The organism is Caballeronia sp. LZ065, assembly GCF_031450975.1.
In the GTDB taxonomy this organism is placed as follows: domain Bacteria; phylum Pseudomonadota; class Gammaproteobacteria; order Burkholderiales; family Burkholderiaceae; genus Caballeronia.
The window spans coordinates 896170-921266 of sequence record NZ_JARUXV010000002.1; the positions used below are offsets into that span (position 1 = coordinate 896170).

Annotated in this window: 25 protein-coding genes; 9 read left to right on the plus strand and 16 right to left on the minus strand. The window is 62.8% G+C overall.

The genetic code is table 11. From position 1 onward, the window contains the following. The first annotated feature begins 317 nt into the window (after positions 1 to 317). From QCE63_RS18315 to QCE63_RS18340, 6 genes are all read left to right on the plus strand, one after another. Positions 318 to 1409, plus strand: coding sequence for an ABC transporter ATP-binding protein (locus QCE63_RS18315; protein ID WP_309834927.1), 1092 nt, complete (start codon positions 318 to 320; stop codon positions 1407 to 1409). After that, positions 1396 to 2520, plus strand: coding sequence for an ABC transporter ATP-binding protein (locus QCE63_RS18320; protein WP_309834928.1), 1125 nt, complete (start codon positions 1396 to 1398; stop codon positions 2518 to 2520). Before QCE63_RS18315 ends, QCE63_RS18320 begins: the two co-directional genes overlap by 14 nt. After that, on the plus strand, positions 2517 to 3413 hold the full coding sequence (locus tag QCE63_RS18325; protein WP_309834931.1) for a sugar ABC transporter permease: 897 nt from the start codon (positions 2517 to 2519) through the stop codon (positions 3411 to 3413). Before QCE63_RS18320 ends, QCE63_RS18325 begins: the two co-directional genes overlap by 4 nt. Beyond that, a complete protein-coding gene (locus tag QCE63_RS18330) occupies positions 3403 to 4215 on the plus strand; it encodes a carbohydrate ABC transporter permease (protein ID WP_309834933.1) in 813 nt (270 codons plus the stop codon). The genes QCE63_RS18325 and QCE63_RS18330 overlap by 11 nt, the downstream gene beginning before the upstream one ends. Then, entirely contained in the window at positions 4215 to 4496 is a 282-nt protein-coding gene (locus QCE63_RS18335; protein WP_309834934.1) for a DUF2160 domain-containing protein, read from the plus strand. The genes QCE63_RS18330 and QCE63_RS18335 overlap by 1 nt, the downstream gene beginning before the upstream one ends. 101 nt (positions 4497 to 4597) lie before the next feature. Continuing rightward, positions 4598 to 6337 carry an ABC transporter substrate-binding protein gene (locus tag QCE63_RS18340; protein WP_309834935.1) on the plus strand — a complete coding sequence of 580 codons (1740 nt, stop codon included), beginning with the start codon at positions 4598 to 4600 and terminating at the stop codon, positions 6335 to 6337. A gap of 326 nt (positions 6338 to 6663) precedes the next feature. Here the strand turns inward: QCE63_RS18340 and QCE63_RS18345 are convergent, their stop codons facing one another. The 4 genes from QCE63_RS18345 to QCE63_RS18360 form a co-directional block, all read right to left on the minus strand. Continuing rightward, positions 6664 to 7497 (minus strand): hypothetical protein, encoded by an 834-nt coding sequence (locus QCE63_RS18345; RefSeq protein WP_309834936.1) that lies wholly within the window; start codon positions 7495 to 7497, stop codon positions 6664 to 6666. Between the two features lie 53 nt (positions 7498 to 7550). After that, positions 7551 to 8678, minus strand: coding sequence for a TlpA disulfide reductase family protein (locus QCE63_RS18350; RefSeq protein ID WP_309834938.1), 1128 nt, complete (start codon positions 8676 to 8678; stop codon positions 7551 to 7553). Positions 8679 to 9367: 689 nt separating this feature from the next. After that, complete coding sequence (locus QCE63_RS18355; RefSeq protein WP_309834939.1) at positions 9368 to 9871, minus strand: substrate-binding domain-containing protein; 504 nt, start codon at positions 9869 to 9871, stop codon at positions 9368 to 9370. 104 nt (positions 9872 to 9975) lie between these two features. Further along, on the minus strand, positions 9976 to 10308 hold the full coding sequence (locus tag QCE63_RS18360) for a LysR family transcriptional regulator (RefSeq protein WP_309834940.1): 333 nt from the start codon (positions 10306 to 10308) through the stop codon (positions 9976 to 9978). Positions 10309 to 10696: 388 nt separating this feature from the next. Here QCE63_RS18360 and QCE63_RS18365 point away from each other — a divergent pair, with 388 nt between their 5' ends. Further along, a complete protein-coding gene (locus QCE63_RS18365; RefSeq protein WP_309834941.1) occupies positions 10697 to 11038 on the plus strand; it encodes a hypothetical protein in 342 nt (113 codons plus the stop codon). Between the two features lie 131 nt (positions 11039 to 11169). Here QCE63_RS18365 and QCE63_RS18370 read toward each other — a convergent pair whose 3' ends face one another. From QCE63_RS18370 to QCE63_RS18380, 3 genes are all read right to left on the minus strand, one after another. Beyond that, positions 11170 to 11499 carry a YciI family protein gene (locus tag QCE63_RS18370; protein ID WP_309834942.1) on the minus strand — a complete coding sequence of 110 codons (330 nt, stop codon included), beginning with the start codon at positions 11497 to 11499 and terminating at the stop codon, positions 11170 to 11172. Positions 11500 to 11660: 161 nt separating this feature from the next. Then, positions 11661 to 12668, minus strand: a complete 1008-nt coding sequence (locus QCE63_RS18375; protein ID WP_309834943.1) for a LysR family transcriptional regulator — start codon at positions 12666 to 12668, stop codon at positions 11661 to 11663. 204 nt (positions 12669 to 12872) lie between these two features. Next, positions 12873 to 13622: an SDR family oxidoreductase gene (locus tag QCE63_RS18380; RefSeq protein WP_309834944.1), complete on the minus strand. Its 750-nt coding sequence runs from the start codon at positions 13620 to 13622 to the stop codon at positions 12873 to 12875. Positions 13623 to 13875: 253 nt separating this feature from the next. Here QCE63_RS18380 and QCE63_RS18385 point away from each other — a divergent pair, with 253 nt between their 5' ends. Together QCE63_RS18385 and QCE63_RS18390 are read left to right on the plus strand one after the other, a co-directional pair. Next, the gene (locus tag QCE63_RS18385) at positions 13876 to 15000 is read left to right on the plus strand and encodes an ABC transporter substrate-binding protein (protein ID WP_309834945.1); all 1125 of its coding nucleotides are present in this window, start codon (positions 13876 to 13878) and stop codon (positions 14998 to 15000) included. A 26-nt stretch (positions 15001 to 15026) separates the two neighbouring features. Then, complete coding sequence (locus QCE63_RS18390) at positions 15027 to 16205, plus strand: CaiB/BaiF CoA-transferase family protein (protein WP_309834946.1); 1179 nt, start codon at positions 15027 to 15029, stop codon at positions 16203 to 16205. A 19-nt stretch (positions 16206 to 16224) separates the two neighbouring features. On the opposite strand, the gene QCE63_RS18395 is transcribed toward QCE63_RS18390, so the two are convergent. Genes QCE63_RS18395 through QCE63_RS18435 form a run of 9 tightly spaced genes read right to left on the minus strand, consistent with a single transcriptional unit; the run spans position 16225 to position 25001 of the window. Then, on the minus strand, positions 16225 to 17292 hold the full coding sequence (locus tag QCE63_RS18395; protein ID WP_309834947.1) for a Gfo/Idh/MocA family oxidoreductase: 1068 nt from the start codon (positions 17290 to 17292) through the stop codon (positions 16225 to 16227). After that, positions 17289 to 18482 (minus strand): extracellular solute-binding protein, encoded by a 1194-nt coding sequence (locus QCE63_RS18400; RefSeq protein WP_309834948.1) that lies wholly within the window; start codon positions 18480 to 18482, stop codon positions 17289 to 17291. The genes QCE63_RS18395 and QCE63_RS18400 overlap by 4 nt, the downstream gene beginning before the upstream one ends. Next, on the minus strand, positions 18479 to 19318 hold the full coding sequence (locus tag QCE63_RS18405) for an IclR family transcriptional regulator (RefSeq protein WP_309834949.1): 840 nt from the start codon (positions 19316 to 19318) through the stop codon (positions 18479 to 18481). Before QCE63_RS18405 ends, QCE63_RS18400 begins: the two co-directional genes overlap by 4 nt. 27 nt (positions 19319 to 19345) lie before the next feature. After that, positions 19346 to 20560, minus strand: a complete 1215-nt coding sequence (locus tag QCE63_RS18410) for an ABC transporter permease subunit (protein WP_309834950.1) — start codon at positions 20558 to 20560, stop codon at positions 19346 to 19348. Beyond that, the gene (locus tag QCE63_RS18415; RefSeq protein ID WP_309834951.1) at positions 20557 to 22098 is read right to left on the minus strand and encodes a sugar ABC transporter ATP-binding protein; all 1542 of its coding nucleotides are present in this window, start codon (positions 22096 to 22098) and stop codon (positions 20557 to 20559) included. The genes QCE63_RS18410 and QCE63_RS18415 overlap by 4 nt, the downstream gene beginning before the upstream one ends. After that, on the minus strand, positions 22098 to 23054 hold the full coding sequence (locus QCE63_RS18420; RefSeq protein ID WP_309834952.1) for a sugar ABC transporter substrate-binding protein: 957 nt from the start codon (positions 23052 to 23054) through the stop codon (positions 22098 to 22100). The genes QCE63_RS18415 and QCE63_RS18420 overlap by 1 nt, the downstream gene beginning before the upstream one ends. A 46-nt stretch (positions 23055 to 23100) precedes the next feature. Continuing rightward, on the minus strand, positions 23101 to 23559 hold the full coding sequence (locus QCE63_RS18425) for a MaoC/PaaZ C-terminal domain-containing protein (protein WP_309834953.1): 459 nt from the start codon (positions 23557 to 23559) through the stop codon (positions 23101 to 23103). Then, complete coding sequence (locus QCE63_RS18430) at positions 23556 to 24773, minus strand: CaiB/BaiF CoA-transferase family protein (RefSeq protein ID WP_309834954.1); 1218 nt, start codon at positions 24771 to 24773, stop codon at positions 23556 to 23558. Before QCE63_RS18430 ends, QCE63_RS18425 begins: the two co-directional genes overlap by 4 nt. Before the next feature lie 60 nt (positions 24774 to 24833). Beyond that, the gene (locus tag QCE63_RS18435; protein ID WP_309834956.1) at positions 24834 to 25001 is read right to left on the minus strand and encodes a hypothetical protein; all 168 of its coding nucleotides are present in this window, start codon (positions 24999 to 25001) and stop codon (positions 24834 to 24836) included. Positions 25002 to 25097: the final 96 nt, after the last annotated feature.

A 25097-nucleotide genomic window follows, 5' to 3' on the forward strand; every position in this document is an offset into this window, starting at 1 on the left:
GCACGGCTGTTTGCCGATTGCCCGCATGGCCTCCTGCGTGGCCACCGCTGGCGGCTTGACCAGCAACGTCGCCAGCCGATCCGCCTCATCGACTCCCCACTCAGCCTCGAAACGAAAGCCCTCCGCCTCTCCGCTGACGCGCAAAACCGGTCTTGCGCCGACTGCTTCATCCTGTCGTAAGGTTTACCCCAATTTAAACGCCAACCAACAAAAGGGACATTTCGATTGCTGCACGTAATCCACGCGAAATCCAATTGACGCCACCTTGATGCGCCGCCGCTGCGACTGGCGTCGCGCACGCCGCGAAGGAGAGCGATTTGGTCCTGGAACTGGAACGGGTCAGTGTCGTTTCTGGCGGGCAACCGTATTTGTACGGCGTGGATTTGCGCCTTGTCCCAGGCGCCATCAATGTGCTGCTCGGACCCACGCAGGCCGGCAAGACAACGTTATTGCGCGTGATGGCGGGTCTGGACAGACCGAGCGACGGGCGCGTGCTCGTCGACGGCCAGAACGTGACAGGCGTCAGCGTGCGCCAGCGCAATCTCGCGATGGTCTATCAGCAGTTCATCAACTACCCGGCGATGACGGTTTTCGAGAACATCGCCTCGCCTTTGCGCCTGCAAAAGACCGACCCTGCTGAAATCCGCCGGCGCGTGCATGAAGTCGCGGCGAAACTGCATATCGATCATTTGCTGGAAAGACGGCCAGGCGAACTGTCAGGCGGGCAGCAGCAGCGCTGCGCGCTCGCGCGCGCACTGGTGAAGCGCACGTCGCTGGTGCTGCTCGACGAGCCGCTCGTCAATCTCGACTACAAGCTGCGCGAGGAATTGCGCATGGAACTGGCCCTGCTCTTCGCCGGCGGGAACACCACCGTCGTCTACGCGACGACCGAACCTCTCGAAGCATTGTTGCTGGGCGGCCATACGGCGATCGTCGATAAGGGCCGGGTTCTGCAGTTCGGTCCCACGCTCGATGTCTATAACGCACCGGTCAACGTCGCGGCCGCCGCCGTGTTCAACGACCCGCCAATGAACATGCTGACGAGCGACTGCGGCAACGGCCGCGCGCGTCTGCCGATCGGCGTGGAGGTTCCGGTCGAGCACGGTCCATCTGTGAGCGGCACATGCCGCATCGGCATCCGGCCGGGGCATCTGCGTCTTCAGCCGAAGGCCGCTGATGCGATCGCGGTGCCGTGCCGGCTCGAACTCGCTGAACTAAGCGGCTCCGAAACCTACCTGCACTTGCGCACGCTGACTGGCGCGGTCAACCTCGTGGCGCAGTTGCAGGGCGTGCATCAGATCGAGCTCGGCACGCAGCTCGACGTTTTCATCGACCCTCACGAACTGTTCGTGTTCGGCGCAGAGACCCAACTGGTGTCCCGCCCGGAGGCAGTTTATGGCGTGCATTGAGTTCAGGAATCTCGCTCACGCGTACCGGCCGAACCCCGCGACCGTCGACGACTACGCGCTTCAACCCATGAGCATGGTCTGGGATGACGGCGGCGCCTATGCATTGCTCGGTCCATCGGGTTGTGGCAAGACCACGCTGCTGAATATCGTGTCGGGGCTTGTCAAACCGTCGGAGGGCACTGTGTTGTTCGACGGACGCGACGTGACGGCGCTCAGTGCGCGTGAACGCAACATCGCCCAGGTGTTCCAGTTCCCCGTGGTCTACGACACGATGACCGTGTTCGATAACCTCGCGTTCCCACTGCGCAATCGCAAGCTATCAGCCGCCGAGGTCACGAAGCGCGTGCATGAAGTCGCGGATATCCTCGATATGACCCGCGACCTGCCACTCAAGGCGAACAACCTGGCCGCCGACGCCAAGCAGAAGATTTCGCTTGGGCGCGGCCTGGTGCGCAAGGATGTCGCGGCGATCCTCTTCGACGAACCGTTGACCGTGATCGACCCGGCGATGAAGTGGATGCTGCGCCGCCAGTTGAAGAAGATTCACCAGCAACTCAAGCTCACGCTGATCTACGTGACGCACGATCAGGTAGAAGCGCTCACCTTCGCCGACGAAGTCGTGGTCATGACCAATGGCCGCGTCGTTCAAAAGGGCGGCGCCGATGCGCTTTTCCTGCGGCCGGATCATGCTTTTGTCGGCTACTTCATCGGCAGTCCGGGCATGAACCTGTGTCCGATCGAGCTCGACGCCGACGGCGCCAGGATCGGCTCACAGCGCCTGCCGCTCGACGCCGGCACGCTGGCGACGCTACGGAACGCGCATCAGCAGGCAAGCGGCGCGCTCAAACTGGGGATTCGCCCGGAATTCGTTCGCCTTTCGCAGGAGGGAGGAGCCGGCGCCGTGAACGCGCAGGTGCTCAATGCGCAGCAGCTCGGCAACTATCAACTGGTCACCGCGCAATGCGACGGTCATGTTTTCAACGCGAGGATCGAGCCGCATGTGCGGGTTGTCAACGGACCTGCGTGGCTGCATCTCGTTGCGCCCGAAACCGTGTACTTCTGCAACGACGAAAGAATCGAAACACGCGTCTCCGAAGGGGCTGCGCGATGAAAAAGCCCGTCAATCAGAAAGCATGGCTGCTGGTCATTCCGGTGTTCATCTGCGTCGCGTTCTCCGCGATCCTGCCGCTCATGACGGTGGTCAATTATTCGGTGCAGGACATCATCGGCCCCACGCAGCATGTGTTCGTGGGTACCGAGTGGTTTCGCAACACCATGACCGATCCGGACTTGCGCGAGGCGCTTGGCAGACAGGTCATTTTCTCCGCATGCGTACTGCTGTTCGAGATTCCATTGGGTGTGGGCCTCGCCCTGTCGATGCCGGCGTCGGGATGGCGCGCATCGGCCGCACTCGTCGTGCTTGCCATGCCGTTGCTGATTCCGTGGAACGTGGTAGGCACCATCTGGCAGATCTTCGGGCGCCCGGATATCGGACTGCTCGGCTACTGGCTCAATCGTCTTGGCTTCGACTACAACTACACGGCGAGTCCCACGGCCGCATGGATCACCGTGCTGGTGATGGACATCTGGCACTGGACCCCGCTCGTCGCGCTGCTGTGCTATGCGGGCTTGCGCGCGATTCCAGATGCCTTCTATCAGGCCGCGGAAATTGACGGCGCAAGCCGCCTTGCGGTATTCCGCTACATCGAATTACCGAAGATGCGCGGCGTGCTGATGATCGCCGTGCTGCTGCGCTTCATGGACAGCTTCATGATCTACACCGAACCCTTCGTGCTGACGGGCGGTGGTCCGGGTGATTCCACAACGTTTCTCAGCCAGTATCTGACCCAGAAAGCGGTCGGTCAGTTCGATCTTGGCCCGGCTGCGGCTTTCTCGCTGATCTACTTTCTGATCATCCTGCTGCTGTGCTTCATTCTCTATAACTGGATGAGCCGCGTAGGAAAAGGCGGGGCCGCTGCGCAAGGAGACGGCCATGCAGGATAAGCGCCGCTGGATGCGAACCGTGATGCTCGTCGTCTATATGCTGTTCGCGCTGATTCCGCTTTACTGGATGTTTTCGATCTCGCTGCGCACGAACGAGGAGACCATGTCGACGTTCGCCACGTTGCCGCAGCACGTGACGTTCGATAACTACAAGGTCATCTTCACGGACCCTTCATGGTACTGGGGCTATATCAATTCGATCATCTACGTGCTGATGAACACGGTGATGTCGGTGTTGGTCGCGCTGCCTGCTGCTTATGCGTTCTCACGCTATCGCTTTCTCGGCGACAAGCACATGTTCTTCTGGCTGCTCACCAATCGCATGACGCCGCCTGCGGTATTCTTGCTGCCGTTTTTTCAGCTCTATTCGAGCATCGGCCTGACCGATACGTACATTGCGGTCGCACTGGCGCACATGCTGTTCAATGTGCCCCTTGCCGTGTGGATTCTCGAAGGCTTCATGTCGGGCGTCTCGCGAGAGATAGACGAAACCGCATACATCGACGGCTATACGTTTCCCGCTTTCTTCGTGAAGATCTTCCTTCCGCTCATCAAGTCGGGCGTCGGCGTCACGGCTTTCTTCTGCTTCATGTTCAGCTGGGTCGAACTGCTGCTCGCACGCACACTGACGTCCGTCAACGCGAAGCCGATCGCCGCCGTGATGACGCGGACCGTGTCGGCGGCCGGCATGGACTGGGGTGTGCTGTCGGCGGCGGGCGTGCTGACGATCGTTCCCGGTGCGCTGGTGATCTATTTCGTGCGCAACTACATTGCGAAGGGCTTCGCGATGGGGAGGGTGTGATGTTCACCTGGATGTACTGGACGCCCGAGGTAGCGATCTTCTTCGGCTGCATCGCCGTCATGCTGGGCGGCATGACGGTATGGGAACTGCGCTCGCCCACGCATGAACGAAAGGGCTTTCTGCCGATCGCGACGACGCGCGGTGATCGGCTGTTCATCGGCCTGTTGCTTGCCGCGTATGTAAATCTCGCGTGGCTCGCCATCAGCGCCGAGGGTTCGAGTGCGTGGCCCGGCTTCACCGCCTCGGTGCTGGTGTTGCTCGCGATCATGTGGAAGGGCTAGCACGCGGACGCATGCAATGAAGACTGGCAAGGCCGGCTCCGCTGATGCCCCCAGCGGGCGCCGACACGGTCGAAGGGGCACCGAAGACACAGGAGAAGACCATGCATCAGAGGAGACGGATCGTCGCGCTGGCATCGGCTGGCATCGTGTCAGGCGCCTTCGCGACCCAGGCTCTGGCGGGCACGCCCGAGGCGCAGAAATGGGTGGACAGCGAATTTCAACCCAGCACGCTGTCGAAACAGCAACAGATGGACGAGATGAAATGGTTCATCGACACCGCGGCGAAACTCAAGTCGCAAGGCGTCAAGGAGGTTCATGTCGTGTCGGAAACGATCGACACGCATATCTACGAATCGAAGACGCTTGCCGCCGCGTTCAGTGAAATCACCGGCATTCAGGTGAAGCACGACATCATTCAGGAAGGCGACGTCGTCGAGAAATTGCAGACCTCGATGCAATCCGGGCAGAGCATTTACGACGGCTGGATCTCGGACTCGGACCTGATCGGCACGCATTATCGCTATGGCGTGATCGTGCCGCTCTCCGATTACATGGCGGGCGAAGGCAAGGAATTTACCAATCCTGGTCTCGACCTGAAGGACTTTATCGGCACGAGCTTTACGACCGCGCCCGACAAGAAGCTCTATCAGCTTCCAGACCAACAGTTTGCGAACCTGTACTGGTTCCGCGCGGACTGGTTCGCACGCAAGGATTTCCAGGACAAGTTCAAGGCGAAATACGGTTACGATCTCGGCGTGCCGGTCAACTGGTCCGCGTATGAAGACATCGCCGAATTCTTTACGAACGATGTGAAGAACATCGACGGCGAGAAAGTCTATGGGCATATGGATTACGGCAAGAAAGATCCCTCGCTCGGCTGGCGCTTCACGGACGCATGGCTTTCCATGGCGGGGGAAGCCGACAAGGGGATTCCGAACGGCATGCCCGTCGATGAATGGGGCATTCGCGTGACGCCTGACGGCTGCCATCCGGTAGGCGCGTCGGTGTCGCGCGGCGGCGGCACCAACAGTCCGGCGGCCGTCTACGCGACGACGAAGTACATCGACTGGCTCAAGAAATATGCGCCGCCGGAAGCATCGGGCATGACGTTCAGCGAAGCAGGTCCGGTGCCCGCGCAAGGCCGCATCGCGCAACAGGTGTTCTGGTACACGGCGTTCACGGCGTCGATGCTCAAGCCGGGCAACGTCACGAATGCGGACGGTACGCCCAAGTGGCGCATGGCGCCGTCCCCGCATGGCGCTTACTGGAAGGACGGCATGCAGAACGGCTATCAGGACGTCGGCTCGTGGACCTTCTTCAAGTCGACGCCGGCGAATCAGCGGGCCGCCGCGTGGCTGTATGCGCAGTTCGTGACGTCGAAGAGCGTGTCGCTCAAGAAGTCGATTGTCGGTCTCACGTTCATTCGCGACTCCGATATTCATAGCGATTACTTCACGAAGAACGCGGACAAGTATGGCGGGTTGATCGAGTTTTATCGCAGCCCGGCGCGCATCGCGTGGACGCCGACCGGCAACAACGTGCCTGACTATCCGAAGATGGCGCAACTGTGGTGGAAGAATGTTGGTACTGCCGTCGCGGGTGAGAAGACGCCGCAGGCTGCAATGGATAACCTTGCGAAAGAGATGGATCAGGTGTTGGCGCGGTTGCAGCGGGCCGGGATGAAGGTCTGTGCGCCAGAGCTTAATGCGCAGAGTGATCCGTCAAAGTGGTTGTCCGACAAGAACGCGCCGTGGAAGCGGCTTGCTAATGAGAAGCCTAAGGGTGAGACGGTGAAGTACGAGCAGTTGTTATCGGCGTGGAAGGCGGGGAAGGTACGGTAGCGCGTTCTTGTGAGTGGGCGGCGCTTGATTGGCGCCGCCTTTTTTTTGTTGCTGTGGGTTTGGCATGCGGCCGAAAGCGGCCATGAGCAGGCACGTGACAGCGGATTTTTTAACGCCGTTCATGGCGTTCGCCAGCCGTGGGTCGATCTCTATTCGTAAAGACATCAGTGCGTCGATCAACGCGTTACAACGCCAGCCTGCCTGAATTGATTCAGCGAGTGAGACCGGCAACGATGTCACTGTTGGGGCGGACCACTGTTTAAGATCCCGGCATCGATCATGATGTCTTGATTAAGGACATGGATCTCATCAGCGCGTACGAACGCTCAGGGAAGGCACATGTTGAAGTGCGCAAGCCTTTTGTTCAACACCAAGGCGCCAATTTCGTAGGAACCGGTAGGCGCGCCTTCGTACAGGATCGTACCGTTGCCTCCGGTGGCGACCGTGTTCTTGCAGTTCTCGAAGAAGGAAGCCTGGCACGGATAAGGGCCAAAGATCTGGTGGCCTACTTTGGCCGCCGAGCCTGACGTGCCGGTCGCTATTGGACAGGAACACACGATCTGATCTTGTCCGAGGCGGCCGAGGCCCGGGAACGATTGACCTCGTGTGCTCGCGAAACAGATGCCGCCATCGCACGAGGCATAGGCACCGGAGTTTGAAGTTGGGGGGCAGAAATAGAGCGCCCGATCTCCGGATTGCCCTACGCTTGCCGGGGGAACGCTGAAGGTGCTCACCACATAGCCGTTGCTCGAGCCTTGGGCGTTGAAGGTGCAAACATCCCCGCCGGAGTATGACAACGAACGGCTGACGCTGTCGCCATACAGCACGTTGCAGCGGCAATAGGCGACGTTGTTATAGACGAAGCAGCGGACACCCGCGCAGAGCGCGTACTCCTGGTTGCGGCAGATCGAGAGCCCCTTCTGCGCCGAGGCGGTCGCGATGTCGTCTTCTGCACCGAATGAATTCGAGGCGCGGGCAGCGGCGACGGTCGTGCTGCTCGCGGCCCAGCTTCTCCACCCGAGCGAGGTCAGGAACGCACCACACAGGCCACGGCTCATCAGTCGCAGAGTCTTGCGCCGGGTCGGCCCGTGCGCGACGGCCTTGGTCCACTCATCGAATTGATGGTCCATTGCATTCGGGTTGACGGAGCGGATTTTCATGGCGGCGTCCTGGAATCTGCGGGCATGGGGTCCCGGAGGAATGACTCGTGCAATCACAAAGTACGTTCAGTATGAAGCTCGGCGTTGCCGGAGGGCGCGCTTTGGCTGGCCGCTAAAGCCAGAATGGCGTCGGATCCTTCGGCCACGTCGGATCCCAGTACTCCACGCTCATCAATGAGGTAACCCACTGGTGTAGCGAACGTCGCATACTGGAGCGAGACCTCCCAGTTTCTTTGCAGCACCACCAGAAGCGTCAATCCGAGCATGGCCACTTTCTGGCGGTTAGTTTCTGGGTCTTGGCGGCTCACCATGAGGACCAGGAGATCTTTCTGCTCACGATGTATGCGTTCCAGGTGCGGGGCCAGAAGCTGGCATGGGCCACAACCTGGATCCGTGAAGACGAGCAACACCCGTCTGCCCCGAAAATCCTCCAGGGCCAGTTCATCTCCATCCACGCTTGGTAGACGAAAATTGGGCGCCGGCGTTCCGGCTTTGAGCCCGCTTCGGTTGAGCCGGCTTTTGTCTATCGGTTTGTTTCCTCGGGCGGCTGACTCAGCCGGGCGACTGTGGTTCGGTTCCGGTGTGGCTTCAGGAGTCGGCGACGCTGCTAACGCCACCAGGGCTGCCGCGCCCATGGCCAACTCACTGACGACGCTTCCCTTCTCGTCGATGAGATAGCCCACCGGCGTGCCATGCGCCTGGTATTGCGCAGCCACTTCCCTATCTTTCTGCAGCAGAACCGGGCATCCAATACCGTGCGTCTGGAAGAGCTGGCGGTTTGTTTCGGCTTCTCCTGTGCTTATGACTAACGGCATTGGCTTGCCGTTTTTGCCTTGAAGCTCGAAGACCTTCAGCTCCGGCATCATGCTCATGCAGAAACTGCAGGCAGGGTTAAAGAAGATCAACAGGACAGGACGGCCCCGGAAATCCGAGAGCCGGTGAAGACCCCCGGAAAAGTCAGGCAATTCGAAGTCCGGAGCGATAGAGCGTGAAGGCAGGCCAATCAAGGCATTCGATGCAGGATCGGAAGGCTCAGCCAGTCCACCCCGAAACCCATTCTCGAGCGCTTCCAGGCTCAGCAAGATTCGCCCATGTTGACGCACCAGTTGATAGCCCAGCCAGCAGCCAAAGACGATGAGCAACCACGGCAAGGCTATAGCGAAGACCAAGAGTGTCGTCATGGGGAATTCATGCGTGGCTTCGGGCGGCAGATTCGAGCAGAGGAACAGGCGCAAATTAAATGCTAATAATCCTGGGGAGTGGTGTCTGTCAAGAGTTTGCGATCTTCGTTCGAGTCTGCTTTGAACCAGTTTGCCTTGTTGTCGACTGGAATCAGCCGCAGTTCGTTTGACCGTGAGATTCAACAGAAGGATGCGGTTTGAGAATTGCCTATCGGTTCGCTATCGCCGGGTTCAGCGAGGGAACGCGTTGTTCAGCCTGGCAGGTCGATTTCGAGTGTGCGCGGCAATAGGTGATCCCACGCCGCAGTCAGTCGGGGCTGGTGAGTCAGGTTCATGTCCGCGAGAAAAGTTTCTGTTCTGTCTCTGGACGACGCGGCTCGCCCGAGCGTCTCCTTACGAGGCGCGACGGCCACTCGCTCGTTGTCGCCGACGCCGCGTCGTCGGCAATCGACCGTGAGGAGCCTCGCCGCTTCACGTGGCGACGGCGCAGCCCGTAGATTTTTTTCCGTGGCAATGCGACGAAACCGGGAGTCGCAGCAGAAAGTCACCGGCGCTGCGCTGATCGGCTGCGGTCAAAAAGATCGAGGAAGTGATCGATACATCGATGAAGCGGGCAGCGCGATGACGTTAATCAACAGAGCGGCGCAGCGCCTGACCGACATCATGGGCGCGATCGCGGCGGCGGCGAATCAGGCCATCTTGCCGCACTGCCCCTTCATCCGCGCCTCCAAATACCTCACCGCCCGCGCGCAGCGCGCGGGCAACGGCCATTCCGCGCGATGAATGAGCCACGAGGTTTCGACCACGGGTGAACCGCATTCCATCACCTCGATCTTATGCTGCTGCGCGAACGCCACCCGCGCATAACGCGGAATGACCGTGAATCCCAGCCCGCACGCCACGAATTCGAGGATGTGCGCGAACTGGTTGCTGAAACCGTTGCGCGGCAGGTCCCCCATGCTCACGTTCTTCCGAAACCGCCGGCTCAGCAAGCGATTGGCCATCGCCGGCCCATCCGGATGATCGATGAAACCGAGCGCTTCGAGATCGCTCCACGCACGCACCTTTGCGCCCGCTGGCACGACGAGTTCCAGAGGCTCCTGCATGAATGTGCGCGCGGTCAAACGCGTGTCATCGGGTTTGAGTATGACGATGCCAAGGTCGTATCGATTGGTCAGCACGGCGTCGAGCACGTCCGGATCCGGCGCGACGCAGTGACGAATCTTCCATTGCGGATGCTACGCCTGCCAATCCAGCATTAACGGAAGCAACGCCAGCCCGATACCTCCCGGCGTGATCATTCCAATCTCTCCGGCCTCTTTTGCAGGACCGGACACGCGCGCATCAAGCCGCCGGCGCGCCTGTTCATCGCTTCACAATAGTCGAGCAGCGCGCGCCCCGCAGGCGTCAGTTCGATGGCGCGCGATCGGCGTATCACCAGCAGGCAGAGCGCATCTTCCAGATGGCGCACATGTTGAGAGACGGCGGCCTGCGTCAGATCGAGCCGTTTCGCGGCGCGCGTGAAATTGCCGAGTTCGGCCAGCGCCGCGAACGTTCGCAGCCATTGCGGGTTGAGCATAATGGGTTGTAGCCGGACCATGGCCCGTTCGCCGATCAGGGCTTCGTTCAACGGCCGATCACCTTACCGGCGACGGTTTCTGATCGACTTGGAGCGGTCCACCATCGGCACTGACGATAGGCCGCCGGTGACTGAGGCAAAAGGCAGTCGCACATGCGACGCGCAGCCGCGCCCGACTATGCTCCCTTTGGTTTCCATGTGCGAGCCCCCAGACAAAGCACCGTTAGCTGGCGCTGACCTCACTTGAGTGATCAGCGGCTGCGGGCCGCTTCTGGTTCCTCAAATAGAATGCGCCCCTTGCCGGCCTGCTCCCAAAGGCGGCCGGGCGTCGCCTCATGGCCGTCCCCGGTCCGTGCAGCCCGGCGGGCTCAGCGCCGCGCGGATGTCATCAGCTGCGAGCAGTTCCTTCCGATAAATCGGTATCCGAATCCGGGGTCTGTTGCAAGCTGACGCCGGCTACGTCTCACGCCTGCTGGTCGCGCAGATCGTGATCGGCATCGTCAGCGCCACCTTCCTTGGCGTCTATTGCACGACGCTCGCGGAAATGTTCCCCAAGCGTTCGCGCGCGACGTCGCTCGCCGTGGTCAACAACGTGGTCGTGCTTGTCTTTGGCGGCTTTGCGCAGACGTTCGTCACGTGGCTCATCGCGCTCACGGGTTCGCCGTTGGCGCCCGTGCTGTACGTGATGATAGGCATTGCGCTCAGTCTCATCGCCGTGATGGCGCTCAAGCCGGGCCACTTCACGCGAGGTCGGGCCGGCAGTGCGCAGACCACGGGATGACAGGGCCGGGCTCGTCGTGCGGAGGAAGGCGGCGGGCCAACGTGGCAAGTCTCATACAGGCTGCGATTCGTTAGCCAACGCGCGATGAATGACGCCCGGTCTTCTGCTCCCGCCAAGGTACCAAGCGCCTGTCAAGTGTGAAAGGGAACCCAGAGCATCTTGACTTCGACGTTGAGCAACCCTGACTGCACGGTCGGATCGTCCGTTGCGATCCTTTTGGCTTCCTCGAGATCGGCTGCCTTGAAGATCGTCATTCCTCCATCAGCCAGAACACCGGCGAGGCCACCGGCCTTTTCCATGAACGGGCCGCTCAACACCGTGAGCCCTTTCTCCTGCATCTCGATCATGTAAGCCACGTGCTTCATGAAGTCGGGTTGCTCGTTGTACCGGACACCGCGAATCCAGTTCGGTCCCGGGGTCTGGAATGCCACGAAATAATGAGGACCATTTTCGTCAACCATGATTGCTACTCCTTTGGAAAGTCTGTGTCAGTGAAACCGGCTGGTTCCAGAATGAATCAGCGTGGTGCCTTGAGAGCAAAGATAGGCCTCGCGACGGACCTCGGGAAGGAGTGGGAATGGCATACGTGCCATGCCGTGCGAGCATAGGCCCGCGACCGCGCCTAGCGTATTTTCAGAAGAGGATTCTCAGCGAACAACTCAGCCAGAAAATCGATGAAGGCCCGAGTCTTCCCTGCGAGCCGTCGGCTGCCCGACCAGACGGCATGGATCGGGAATGGAGGCGGCGCATATTCCGCCAGCAATGGAACGAGACGGCCGTCAGCGACATCACGGGCGTAGAGCCAGCCCGCGTTGTGCCCAATGCCGAGGCCCGCCAGTACGGCCGCACGCACGTATTCCGCATCGTTGCTGCGCACGTGTCCTTGCGGGATGAACTCGACGGGACCTTCGGGCCCGACGAACCCCCACGGCCGGGCTGCGTCGCGCGACATGAAGGCAATGCAGGCGTGCTTTTTGAGGTCGTCCAGCGTGTGAGGCACGCCGGCCTTCTCAAGATACGAGGGTGCGGCGGTCGTAAGATATCCCATGCTGCCGATGCGCCGCGCCACTAACGCCGAATCGCTCAAGGGACCTACGCGGATCGCCACATCCAGTCCTTCTTCGACCAGATTGACATAGCGTTGGGACACATCGAATTCCACGCTGATGTCGGGATAGCGAGAAAGGAAATCGGGGAGATGCGGCACGATCTCCATCCGACCGAAGGCCGGCGAAAGCGCAACCCTGACCAAGCCCGACGGCGATGCCTCCTTGTTGCCGACCCTTGCCTCGACCTCATCCACGCTTTCCACGATAACGCTTGCCGAGTCATAGAAATCCTGGCCGGCATCGGTCAGACTCAGGCCACGCGACGTGCGTCGCAGCAATTGCACACCCAACCTGGCTTCCAGCCCGGCAATCAGCTTGCTGACAGTCGGCTGGCTGACGCCCGTTTCCCGGGCAACCTTCGAAAAATTTCCGGAGTCGGCCACCCGGATGAACATGCGCATCACATCAATCCGATCCATTTGAGGTCGATCCTTTGGAATGGGTTGCGGCGGAGCGGCGTGACGCCGGGCGTTTTGCGTTTTGCGTTTTGCGTTTTGCGTTTTGCGTTTTGCGTTTTGCATGCTCTACACCGCGCAAAGCATCGACTGGCAAGGCAGACTCACGAAACAAATGATCGTGAATGAGCCGCGCTGCATGATTGTGATGTCTCCGTTAGCGGATACCGGGCGACGCCATGCGCACAGCGCCCGACGACACGGATCAAAGCCATCACAAGCGCAACATGGCATTCCAACCTGCCCGTTGCGCCAACCTCCGCTTCCAGTCTACAACTGGGTGATGCCCCCGTCCGCGATCAGGTCGATGCCTGTGCTGTAGCTGCTCTCATCGGAGGCGAGAAACAGCGCGGCTGCGGCCATCTCTTCAGCGCGACCAATACGGCCCAGCGGCGTGATCTGCTCGAACAGTGCGCGGGCATGATCCGCCGCCTCCTTCGAACCGAAGATGCCGTCCACGATGGGTGTTTCGATCATTCCAGGGCTCAGCGTATTGACGCGAATGCCGCGAGCTTTGAATTCCGCTGCCCATGTCCGCGTGAACGAACGAATGGCTGCCTTGGTCGCCGCATAAACGCCGAAGTCCGCAAAGCCCTTCATGTGCATCCCGGATGCGACAACAACGATGGAGCCGCCATCGCGCAGCAGCGGCAACGCTTTTTGCACCGTGAAGAACGTACCGCGTGCGTTGACGTTGAAGGTCTTGTCGAAGTGTTCAGGCGTGACGGACTCCGTTGGCAATGACGCGACGTATCCGGCGCTTGCCACGATGATGTCCAACCCGCCTTTCTGCTGCTGCACCGCTTCGTAGAGGCGGTTCAGATCATCGAGGCTGGAGATATCGCCTTGAACGGCCGTCACGTTCGATCCGATGATCTCTTGTGCCTTGTCCAGTTCTGATTGACGCCGCCCCATGATGAAGACATAAGCCCCTTCCGCGACGAATCTCCTGGCAGTCGCGAGCCCGATCCCGCTGCTTCCGCCCGTGATGACTGCAACCTTGCCCTGAAGCTTGCCCATGCTGACTCTCCTGGTACGTGGATGATGCTCGACGCGAAGCAGCGCGTGAACGCGGGCATCGCGGCAAGCGGAGGCAAGAGAATGGGGTTTGCCGGAGGGGCTGAACAGAGAGCGTAACGGCATGGCATGTATGCCGGGAAGGCATGGCCAATGTCCCCGACCCCATGGCTGCTGAAAACCCTGATCGACACCCTCTTGCTCGTCGCGCGATCATTACGCCTATAAACGTCTAATTCACCTGAGTAACTTCCCGATGACGATCGTCCTGAAAGGCATGACCTGGGATCACGCGCGCGGCTACGATCCGCTCGCGCGCTGTTCGGCCGAATGGCGCACGCGGACCGGCGTGTCAATCGAATGGGACCGGCGCTCGCTGCAGGACTTCGAATCCTTCCCTGTCGATGAACTCGCGCGCCGCTACGATCTCATCGTGATCGATCATCCGCATGTCGGCCAGGTGACGCGCGAAGGCTGTCTTCGCCCACTCGACGGCGCCGCGGCGCTCGGCGCTATCGAAGCGGGCACGGTGGGCGAATCGTTTGCGAGCTATCGCTGGGAAGGCCGGCAATGGGCGCTGCCGATCGACGCCGCCACGCAAGTCCTCGCGTGGCGGCGCGACCGCCTCGCTGCCCCTCCGCGTACCTGGGACGACGTGTTGCAACTCGCCCGCAACGGACGCGTCGCGTTGCCCCTGCGCGCCCCGCATTCGCTCATGGGCCTTTACACGCTCGCGGCGCAGCTCGGCGCGCCGGGCACGGTCGCGGGTCCTGATCTGTTCGATCGCGTCATCGCCCCCCGCGCTTGCGAGCATCTGCGGGAACTCGTCCGCCACGTCGAGCCGCGTTGCTTCGACGACGACCCCATCGCCGTGTACGAACGCATGGCGCAGCCCGGGGCGACCATCGATTGCGTGCCGCTCGTCTATGGCTACGTGAATTACGCATGGCGCGATTTCAGGCCGGTGCGACTCGCGTTTGCGGACATGCCGGTTATCGGCGATCGCGCGCCGCTCGGTTCGGCGCTGGGTGGCACGGGCATCGCGGTATCGGCGCGCGGCACGCATCAGGAAGAAGCGCAGGCATTCGCGCTATGGGTGGCAGGCGCCGAAGCGCAGCGCGGACCCTTTGCGGCGGCCGGAGGCCAGCCGGGTCACGCGGCGGCATGGGAAGACGACGCCGTCAACGAAGCCGCCGGCGACTTCTATCGCGCAACTCGCGCCACGCTCGAAGGCGCATGGGTCCGGCCGCGCCACGACGGCTACATGGCGTTTCAGCAAGCCGCATCGGCACGGCTCAATCGCGGCCTGCGCGACGACGAGCCCGCCCACGAGATCATCGACGCCATCAACGCGTTGTTTCGCGCCAGCCTGCCCGCATGAGCAAGAGCAAGAGCACGACCATGAGCATGAGCGCCCTGCCTCACCACACGAAGGGTGCGCGCGCGCCGCTCGAAGGCCTGCTCGTGCTCGATATCGCGCAGTTTCTGTCCGGCCCGTCGGCGGCGCTGCGGCTCGCGGATCTCGGCGCGCGCGTCATCAAGGTGGAGCGTCCGGGAACGGGCGATATCTGCCGCACGCTTTATCTGACCGACACCGACATCGCCGGCGATTCCACGCTGTTTCATGCGATCAACCGCAACAAGGAAAGCATTGCGCTCGATCTGAAAGACCCGCGCGATCTCGTCGCGCTCAAGGGACTGCTCGCACGCGCGGACGTGATGATCCAGAACTTCCGGCCCGGCGTGATCGAGCGGCTCGGGCTCGGTCATGAAGCGGTGCATGCGCTCAATCCGAGGCTGGTCTATGCGAGCGTGTCGGGCTATGGCGAAACCGGACCATGGGCGAGCCTGCCCGGGCAGGATCTGCTGGCGCAGTCGCTATCGGGCATCACCTGGCTCAACGGCCACGAAGGTGACGGACCGGTGCCGCTCGGCTTGTCGATCGCGGATATCCAGGCAGGCCACATCCTCACGGAAGGCATTCTCGCGGCGCTCGTGCAGCGCGGCGTGACGGGCGCGGGCGCGCGCGTGGAGACGAGCTTGCTGGAGGCACTCATCGACCTGCAGTTCGAGATGCTGACAACCTATCTGAACGATGGCCGACGCATGCCCAGGCGCGCGGACTTTCGCAATGCCAACGTGTATCTGGCGGCGCCCTACGGACTCTACCCGACCGCCGACGGCTATCTCGCCCTGGCGATGATGCCGCTTGCGCAACTCGGCCAAACGCTGCCCTTGCCCGCGCTCACAAGCTTCACCGCCGATGAAGCCTTTACGCGACGCGATGAAATCCGTCGGCTGATTGCGCTGGAACTCGCTCGGCAACCGACAGCGTTCTGGCTGGCGCGTCTGCGTCCCGCCGATGTCTGGTGCGCGGAAGTGCTCGACTGGCCGCGCCTCATGGAAACCGAGGCGTTCGCGCGGCTCGGCATGCTGCAAACGGTGGAGCGTCGCGACAGCGCCGCTGTGTGGACGACGCGCGGGCCGTTGCGCATCGACGGACAGCGGGCTGTGAGCCGGCGCGGCGCGCCGCGCGTCGGAGAAGATACAGAAAAAGTATTGGCGGAGTTCGGACTGAGCCGATGATGCCGGCCGCCCGCACGGCTCACGCCGGGCTGTGCGGAATCGGCTCCGCTGGCCTCGCTTCGCTGCGGTAGCACGCTTCCACGAGCGCCATCGTCCGCCAGGCATCGGCGACATCCGAAACCAGCGCCGTATCCTCGCCGCTCACGTAGCGCTGCAGGTTCGCCATCGTGCCGATGAACGCATGCGGGAACCATGCGCCCGTCAGCGCGATCTGCGACCACTCGCCGCCACGCGCGCAGAACCACAACTCGTCCGGCTCGCCCTTCGGATAATCGAGCAGCGCGCCGAGCTTCACGACAAGTACGCCGTCCAGCCCTTCGAACCGAAACCCCGCGTCCTGAAAGCGCGTCCCGAAGTCGTGGTGATGATTGAGCGACAGCGTGCATCGCAAGGTCGCGCCGTAATCGAGGATCGCGCTCGTGCGCGTGTCGGCGAGACCGCTGCCGGGATAGGCATAACCGCGCGCCATGACGCCTCGCGGCTCGCCCACCAGCAAGCGAATCAGGTCCAGGTAATGAATCGAATGCGAGACCACTTCGACACGCGGGTCCGCCTTCAAATGCGGGAACAGATGCCACGGTGTCGCGAGATTCAGATGCACTTCGACATCGACAAGCTCGCCCAGCAAGCCGCGCTGGATCGCGTCACGAACGGCGAGCATCATCGGAGCGAAGCGCAGCTGGAAGTTGACCGCCGCCTTGAGCCCTTTCGCTTCGCACAGTGCGCGCATACGGCTGGCCTGCACGAGATCGAGACCAAACGGCTTCTGCAGCAGGACCGCCGCGCCGTCATGCACGCGCTCGACTATCGAAGCATGCACGGCTGCGGGCGCGGCGATATCAAAGATCACGTCTTCGGCATCGAGTGCCTCATCAAGCGATGCGTGGACCTGTGCGATCGACCATTGCCGCGCCAGATCTTGCGCACGCTGGACGTCGAGATCGAACACGCCTTTCACCTCGAAACCCGCCTCCCGATACGCCGGCAGATGCGCATCCCGGGCGATCCCGCCCGCGCCGATCAGCACGATCGGCGCGGGCACGGCGGGCATGGGCCAGGATTGCTGCAAGGTCGCGAGCGAAGTCATCGCGCGATCTCCTCGATGCGCGCCTGCGCGGCGACCAGCAAGGCGTCGGACGGCTCGTCGCTGTTGACGGCACGCGCGAGCATGGCGTCGATGACATGCGAGATGTCGGCGAGACGCGCAAGGCGCGGCAATTCGCGTGCGTCGCGATGCAGCGTCTCCAGTTGATGGAAGAACGGGATGCGCCGGTTCACTTCTTCGTCGCGCCAGGTCGACATGCGCGTGCCGATGGCGCCTTCGAGCGTCGTCAGCCGGTCCATCGGCGCGCTGGCGCAATGGCGCATGAAACGCCACACGAGGTCTTGATGGCGCGAGCCCGAGGCCATGGCGAGCATCCAGAACACATTGAGCGAGACGCTCTTGCCGCGCGTGCCACGCGGGATCGGCGCAACGGCCACGCGGCCCGCGACGCGGCTTTCTGGCGCCGTCTGCGCATAGGCCGCGAAGCCGAACCAGTTGACCATCATCGCAATCTCGCCGGCGGCGAACATCAGGCCCGAGCGCACGCTGTCGAGCGCTTGCGGATCGGGCGCGATGGCCGAGATATCGCGTGCGAGGGTGCGAATGAAATCGAGCGCATCGCGCGCGGCAGCGCCGGGCAGCGTCGGCGCGCCCTCTAGCGTGAACAACTCGCCGCCTCGCGTCCAGACGTGCATGCAGAAATCGTAGAAGCCGTTGTGGCCGTCCGGGAACAGCGCGAGCGCCGTGCCGTACCGGCCTTCGGCGGGCGCATGCAAACGACGCGCCGTCGCGGCGAAATCGTCCCAGGTCGTGGGCGCAGCGAGCCCCGCCGCATCGAACAAATCCTTTCGATAAACGAGACACTCCGGGCCATCGTGATACGGCATGCCCCAGAAACCGTCGGCAAAAGTTTGAAGGCCGAGCAGCGAAGGACTCCACGCCGCCGGGAAATCGGCTATCGGCTCTTTCGCCTGAAACGGCAGCAGATTCTCGACGAGCCCGAGCGCCACGACTTCCGCGATCCAGTCGGTCGACAGGAACGCCAGGTCCCACGCGCCGCTTGCGAGTTCACGCCGCTGAACCAGCGTGTCGTGCAGCGGATTCAGATCCAGCGCCGCGATCTCGATACGGGCCTCTTCTCCCGTGCTTGCGATGAAATCGTCGAACTGCCTGACGACGGCACTTTCGAACGGCCCGAACTGCCGCACGGCGACCCGCAACGTGATGCTCAAGTCGTGTCTCCCTTGATAATGCCCGCCGCCGCGCCGATAGCCTGCGCGCACGCCTGCAACGCGGGCAGCACGTCGGCGAGCGTCGGGCCCTCTCCTTTGCGGCGCAGCGTCGCCATGACGAGCGCCGCCTTGACGCGCGATTGCGGCGAACCGATCGGCACGCCGAGATCGATACCGCTCTCGAACCACTCGCCCTCGCTCCATTCGTAGCCCTGCGTGCGAATGCGCGCGAGCCGCTCGCGCAAGGTCTGGCGCCCGGCGGCGGACAACTGCCGGTGCGTCGCATCGCGTTTGAGGAGTGCGGCGACTTCATCGTCGGGAAGATGGGCGAGCAGCACCCGCCCCGACGTGGTCCCCGCCACCGAATGCAGCGTGCCGACTTCCACCGACAGCCTGAACGGCTTCGGGCTTTCTTCCTGCGCGATGACCATGACCTGGTCGCCATGCAGCATGGACAGATGCAGCGACTCGCGCAACTGCGCCGCGAGCGCGCGCATGTGCGGTTCGGCCACGCGCAACAGCCCTTCATAGGGTGAATGCGTGCGGCTCAGTTCGAACAGCTTGAGCGTCAGCGCATACGCATTCGAGCCCGAATCGCGCCACAGATAACCGCGCGATTCCAGACACGTCAGCATGCGGAACAGTTCCGGCGGCTGACGATTCAACGCGCGCGCGAGCTGGGCGCGCGTCATCGGCACGCCTTCGGCCGCGAGATATTCGATGATGTCGAGCGCCTTCTCGACGGCCGGCACCGAGTAGTTGGGCTTGCCGGACGAGGTTGCAGCGTCGCCTTCGTCGAGATCGTCGGCGAGCGCGTTGGTTTTGGTGCGAGGCATGAGAAGGTCCCTTGGCGTATCGGCGTGTCAGCGTGTCCGTGCGCGGCGGCGGGACCCTCCCACGGTATAGATCGCCGCGGCCGTGACGACGACCGTGCCTTCGATCACGCCCTGGTAGTTCGCGCCCAGGTTCAGGATGTTGAACCCGTTGCTCAGCGTGAACAGCAGGAGCGCACCGACCAGTGTCTTGATGACACTGCCCGCGCCGCCATAGAGCGACGTGCCGCCGAGAATCGCCGAGGCGATCACGGTCAGTTCCGCGCCTTGCAGTGCCGTGGGGTTGATCGCGCCGAGCCGGCTGCCGAACAGAATGCCGCCGAAACCCGCCGCCGCGCTGCACAGAATGAATCCGGCCATTTTATAGCGCCCGACGTTGATACCCGACAGACGCGCCGCTTCCGCGTTGCCGCCGACGGCATACAAGCGTCGGCCCGTATTGGTGAAGCTCAACACGAACCATACAATCCCCGTGAAGATCGCCATGTAGATCACCGGCTTCGCCACGGCGAGCCGCGCGCCGCCGATCCAGCCGAGCGCCAGCACGACCACGCCGCCCGCCAGCATGCCGAACGCGGCGGGCGCGGCGTTGCCGAGCGCACGCCCGGCGCGTTTTGCCCGCATCGCGAGCAGCCCGCTCGCCGCGATCAGGACGATGCCCAGCACGATGAAGAAGCCGCCGAGCGGCACGCGGCCGGATTCGAACACGCGCATGGCGGCGATGGCGTCGACCGATTCGACCGACAGCGAACGCCCGTCGGTGACGATCAGCACGACGCCGCGTATCGCCGTCAGCGTCCCGAGCGTCACGATGAACGCGTTGATGCCGAGCCATTGCACGATCGCGCCGTTGAGCACGCCCGCGAGCACGGCGACGAGCATCGCGACCAGCGCGGCGGGCACGAAACCGATGGAATCCGCGAGACCGATCATCACCGCCGCCGACAACGCCGCGACCGACGCCACCGAGAGATCGAAATTGCCGGTGATCAGAATGACGGTCATCGCCACCGCCATGATCGCGATCAGCGACGACTGGTACAGCACGTTCGTCACGTTGACGATGCTGAGGTAGTTCGCGCGTCCCGTGTAGGCCGTGACGGCGGACAACACGAGCACCAGCAGAATGAGCGCGTAGTACACGCCCATTTCGCGCAAGCCGAAGACGCGCCGCCAGTCGACACGCGTTTTCGGCGGACGCTCGGGCGCGACCGAATGACCATTGGAAGAAGTCGAAACGTTCATGTTTTTTCGCCTGAGATCGCTACCGTGGCTTCGTCTGCCTGAGTCGCGGGGGCGCGGCCGCCCGCCAGCAGAATGAGTTCGTGCTCGGACGTCGCTTGCGCGGCGCGTGTCGCCATGCAGCGCCCATCGCGCATCACGATGATCCGTTCGCTCACCGCGAGCAGCTCTTCGAATTCGGACGACACCACGATCACCGCCTTGCCCGCCGCCGCGAGTTCGCGCACGAGCAGGAGAATGTCGGTCTTCGCGCCGATGTCGATGCCTGCGGTGGGTTCATCGAGCAGAAAGACCTTTACGTCGCTGAACAACCATTTCGCGATGGTGACCTTTTGCGCGTTGCCGCCGGAGAGTTCGGTGACGAGTTCGTCGGGCGACTGCGCCTTGATCTGCAAGCGCCGAATGGCTTCCTCGCCGCGCCGGGTCTCGCGTTCGCGCATGGGCAGCCAGCGCCGCCACGACACGCTGTCGAGCGCAGGCAGCGTCGTGTTGCGCCAGATTTCGAAGAGCGGAATGAGCCCTTGCCGCATGCGGTCTTCCGGCACGAGCGCAATGCCCGCCTCGACCGCCGCGCCCGTCGAACGGCGGATCGCGCGGCCGGCCACGCGGACTTCTCCGCTCGCCTGCGAATCCGCGCCGAAGATGGCGTGCAGCAATTCGCTGCGGCCCGAACCGAGCAGCCCCGCAATCCCGACGACTTCTCCCGCCGCGACCTTCATCGACACCGGCGCGAGCTTGCCCGCCGAAGCAAGCTGGTCCAGTTCGAGCAGCACGGGAGCATGCGCGGCGCGCGGCGCCGGCGTGGCGCGTTCGAGCGCGACGATCTCGCGCCCGGCAATCGCTTCCGCGATGCGCGATTCGTCGAGTGAGGCAGTATCGGCGTGCATGACCGCGACGCCGTCGCGCAGCACCGTGACGCAATCCGTGAGCGCGATCACTTCATCGAGAAAGTGCGAGACGAACAGGATCGCCTTGCCTTCGACGCGCGACAGATGCCGCACCGTCCGATACACGATCTCGCGCTCTTCGTTGGCAAGCGATGCGGTGGGTTCGTCCATCACGATCAGTTCGGCGCCCGTGCCGAGCGCCTGGAAGATGGCGACCATCTGGCGTTCGCCGATCGACAGGTCGCTAACGAGCGCATCGCCATCCAGCGCATAACCGATGCGCTCGCACAATGCGTCGAAGCGCGCGCGGTAAGCCGGGTCGCGCCGCCAGCGGCCGGCATCGCCGAGAAAGACGTTTTCGAGCACGGAGAGCGTGGGCACGAGCGGAATATGCTGATGGATGGTCGCGACGCCCATTGCGTTGGCTGCTCTCGGGCTCGCCCATTGCACCGCTTCACCGCGCCAGACGACGCGCCCGCCCGAGGCCGCGAATGCACCCGAGAGAATCTTGATGAGCGTCGACTTGCCCGCGCCATTCGCGCCGAGCAAGCCGTGCACCTTGCCGCGTTCGACCTCGAGATCGACACCGCGCAACGCCACGGTGCCGTTCGGAAAGACCTTCTCGACGCGCTCGAAGCGCAGCAGCGCGTCCATCACCATTGCGGCACGCAGCCCGCGAGGTTGGCCTTCGTGATCGGCGGCGTGTCGTAGGCGACGAACACCGCCTTCGTCACGTTCTTCTTAGTCACGGTGCCGTAGAGCGCGTCGAACGCGAGCTTGCCGATCTCCTCGGGCTTGTAGCAGACCGTGCCGGTCACGTCGCCGAGCTTGATCGCGTTGATGGCGAGCTTCGAGCCGCCCATGCCGATCAGCTTCGCGCTCGAACTGCCGTTGCGCACGGCGAGCGCGCAGCCGACCACCATGTCGTCGGACTGGGCGAAGAACAGGTCGACGTCCGGATGCGAGGCCAGGATGTTCTGGCACGTGGACTCGCCCTTTTCCGAGGTCCAGTCGCCCGGCTGCGATGCGGCGATGGTGTACTTCACCCCGGCCTTGTCGAGCCCTTGCTTGAAGCCCTGGGAGCGTTGCGAGACTTCGGCATAACCCGCCGCGCCCTCGACGATGGCGATCTTGGCCACCTTGCCCTTGGGCAACATCGAGGCGGCCATGGTGCCCGCGCGTTCGCCCGCCGTCACTTCGTCCTGCGTGACGAGCGCGGTGAGCTTCTCGTAGACCTGCTTGATGGGCCGCTTGTGCGGATCGCCGATCTCGGACGCGACGCCCACGGTCGGGATATCGCGTGCGACGGCGCGATCGACCCAGCCTTGCGCGACAGTCGAATCGAGCGGCATGATCGCGATGCCATCGACCTTCTGTGCGATCAGATCGTCGATATCGTTGGCTTGCTTCTGCACGCTGCCCTTGGCATCGAGCACGACGGTCTTCACGCCGGCTGCCTTGGCCGCATTCTCGAAACCTTTCGCGATGGCGGCCGCGAACGGATAGCTCAGGCCCACGCTCGAATAGCCGAGGGTGATATCTTTTGCATTCGCCGCACCGGACGCGCAGACGAGCGCCACCGCGCCCAGCGTCGCAAGAACTTTCCGCATGATGTCTCCGTCATTGTGATGCGGGTTCAGGGTCCCGCTGTTGGGATCACGATTCGATGCCGGGCGTGCGCCGCTCCACCCGATACAGGTGATCGCACACGAGCACGGTGTCGCCACGCTGATTGGAAATCTCGATACGCTCGATCACGATGCCATGTGTGTCGCGCTTCGGATGCGCACGCTTTTCGGTGATGCTCGCCGCGACCGTGATCGTGTCGCCGATGAACACCGGCTTCACGAAGCGCACGCGGTCATAACCCGTGGACATCGCGCGCGGATTGACCGTGCTCGCCGTCATGCCGATCCCGACGCTGAAGACGAGCGTGCCGTGCGCGATGCGCTGCTTGAACTCCTGCGTGGCGCACCATTGCGCATCCATGTGATGCGGAAAGAAATCTCCCGTCTGCCCCGCGTGCATCACGATGTCGGTCTCGGTGATGGTGCGTCCGAACGTGCGTCGCGAGAAGCCGACCTCGTAGTCTTCGTAGAACTGTTCGTGAATCACTGCGCTGTCTCCTTGCCGTCGAGCCCGAATGCGGCGGCGATCTCGTCGGTGTGTTCGCCGAGCGTGGGGGCGGCGCGCGATGACTTCAGCACGGCGCCGTCGATGCGAATCGGGCAACGCAACGTGGTCAGCCCGTCGCCGGCCGTGGTGACGATACGCTGCGTCATGTCGAGCGCGGTGAAGCCGGGATGCGCGATCAGTTCTTCGTAGTTCTGGACGCGGGCGCACCAGATATCGGCGGGTTCGAGCACGTCCAGCCATGCAGCCGCCGTGCGCGTGCGCAGATGCACGCGCAAGGTCGCCTTGATGTCGTCACGGCACGAGAAGGCGAGCGCGGGATCGGCGAAGGCTTCGAGCGCCGGACAGTCGAGCAGTTGCGCGAGTTGCGCGGCGGGGGCCATTGCGATCGCGAGAAAACCGTCGGCCGTTTCGTAGATGCCGTAGGGCGCCGCGCCATAGACACTGGCGTTGTTGACGGCGGAGCGGCGTGGCAGCGAGCCGTCGCCGCGCAGGTAGGCGGTGAGTTGCTCGAATTGCATGTCGAGAATGGATTCGAGCAGGCTGACTTCGACCCGCGAACCGCGCCCGGTTACGCCGCGTCGCACGAGCGCGGCGAGCACGCCTTGCGCGAGATGCGCACCGGTCACGATATCGGCGACGGAGACGCCCACGGGCACGGGTCCTTGCGCGGCATCGCCTGAAAGCCAGGTGATGCCGGACAGCGCTTGCGCCAGCAGATCCTGACCGGGTTTGTCGCGCCATGGCCCACGCTCGCCGTAGCCGGTGACGTTCGCGTACACGACACGCGGATTCCACTCGCGCACCGTGTCGTAGCCGAGGCCGAGACGCTCCATGACGCCAGGGCGAAAGTTGTGGATCAGCACGTCGGCGCGGGTCACGAGCGTTTTGACGCGGGCGAGATCGGCTGGCTGCTTGAGATCGGCGGCGAAGCTGCGCTTGTTGCGGTTGATCGTATGAAACAGGACGCTGTCGTTGTCCAGGCGCTGGTCCGAGATGCTTAGCTGGCGGCAAAGGTCGCCGCCTTGCGGCCGCTCGACTTTGATGACGTTTGCGCCGAGGTCAGCCAGGCGCAGCGAACATGACGGGCCTGCCAGGAATTGGCTGAAGTCCAACACCAGCAAGCCTTCGAGAGGCATTGCTTCGGGGGTGGTGGAATGGTCGGTGGCTTTGCCGGTTCGGATTGGTTCGTTCATGCAGGAACTATATGTTTGCAGATGAACGAACTCAATTTAGGGGATTCCCGCAGAGGGGGGCTAAATGAACCGGTGCTTCTCCGCGATAGACGCGATTAAGCTCGCGAACGCCAGCGTGTGGAATGGCATCGTTGGCCGTCCGGGCATCAGATCGGTGGTGCGCCCGGCCAGCATGGTGGTCGCGGTCGTGAGTTTGCTGCGCACGGCCGCACGTTGATTGAGCGGCATGAGCGCGACTCGCAGCCTCCTCATTTCGCGTTCGCACGGTCGAGCAAAAGAAGCCGTTGCGTATGGATGAAGGTTGTGGTGCGGTGCCAGCCTGTC

What these genes read in the sequence shown, in the direction of transcription:
- QCE63_RS18340 (WP_309834935.1), top strand. Translation starts at nt 4,598, where the DNA reads ATGCATCAGAGGAGACGGATCGTCGCGCTGGCATCGGCTGGCATCGTG.
- QCE63_RS18380 (WP_309834944.1), bottom strand. Translation starts at nt 13,622, where the DNA reads ATGGGCAAGCTTCAGGGCAAGGTTGCAGTCATCACGGGCGGAAGCAGC.
- QCE63_RS18325 (WP_309834931.1), top strand. Translation starts at nt 2,517, where the DNA reads ATGAAAAAGCCCGTCAATCAGAAAGCATGGCTGCTGGTCATTCCGGTG.
- QCE63_RS18420 (WP_309834952.1), bottom strand. Translation starts at nt 23,054, where the DNA reads ATGCGGAAAGTTCTTGCGACGCTGGGCGCGGTGGCGCTCGTCTGCGCG.
- QCE63_RS18435 (WP_309834956.1), bottom strand. Translation starts at nt 25,001, where the DNA reads ATGCCGCTCAATCAACGTGCGGCCGTGCGCAGCAAACTCACGACCGCG.
- QCE63_RS18430 (WP_309834954.1), bottom strand. Translation starts at nt 24,773, where the DNA reads ATGAACGAACCAATCCGAACCGGCAAAGCCACCGACCATTCCACCACC.
- QCE63_RS18385 (WP_309834945.1), top strand. Translation starts at nt 13,876, where the DNA reads ATGACGATCGTCCTGAAAGGCATGACCTGGGATCACGCGCGCGGCTAC.
- QCE63_RS18330 (WP_309834933.1), top strand. Translation starts at nt 3,403, where the DNA reads ATGCAGGATAAGCGCCGCTGGATGCGAACCGTGATGCTCGTCGTCTAT.
- QCE63_RS18415 (WP_309834951.1), bottom strand. Translation starts at nt 22,098, where the DNA reads ATGGACGCGCTGCTGCGCTTCGAGCGCGTCGAGAAGGTCTTTCCGAAC.
- QCE63_RS18350 (WP_309834938.1), bottom strand. Translation starts at nt 8,678, where the DNA reads ATGACGACACTCTTGGTCTTCGCTATAGCCTTGCCGTGGTTGCTCATC.
- QCE63_RS18410 (WP_309834950.1), bottom strand. Translation starts at nt 20,560, where the DNA reads ATGAACGTTTCGACTTCTTCCAATGGTCATTCGGTCGCGCCCGAGCGT.
- QCE63_RS18390 (WP_309834946.1), top strand. Translation starts at nt 15,027, where the DNA reads ATGAGCGCCCTGCCTCACCACACGAAGGGTGCGCGCGCGCCGCTCGAA.
- QCE63_RS18320 (WP_309834928.1), top strand. Translation starts at nt 1,396, where the DNA reads ATGGCGTGCATTGAGTTCAGGAATCTCGCTCACGCGTACCGGCCGAAC.
- QCE63_RS18335 (WP_309834934.1), top strand. Translation starts at nt 4,215, where the DNA reads ATGTTCACCTGGATGTACTGGACGCCCGAGGTAGCGATCTTCTTCGGC.
- QCE63_RS18395 (WP_309834947.1), bottom strand. Translation starts at nt 17,292, where the DNA reads ATGACTTCGCTCGCGACCTTGCAGCAATCCTGGCCCATGCCCGCCGTG.
- QCE63_RS18405 (WP_309834949.1), bottom strand. Translation starts at nt 19,318, where the DNA reads ATGCCTCGCACCAAAACCAACGCGCTCGCCGACGATCTCGACGAAGGC.
- QCE63_RS18375 (WP_309834943.1), bottom strand. Translation starts at nt 12,668, where the DNA reads ATGCAAAACGCAAAACGCAAAACGCAAAACGCAAAACGCAAAACGCAA.
- QCE63_RS18345 (WP_309834936.1), bottom strand. Translation starts at nt 7,497, where the DNA reads ATGAAAATCCGCTCCGTCAACCCGAATGCAATGGACCATCAATTCGAT.
- QCE63_RS18370 (WP_309834942.1), bottom strand. Translation starts at nt 11,499, where the DNA reads ATGGTTGACGAAAATGGTCCTCATTATTTCGTGGCATTCCAGACCCCG.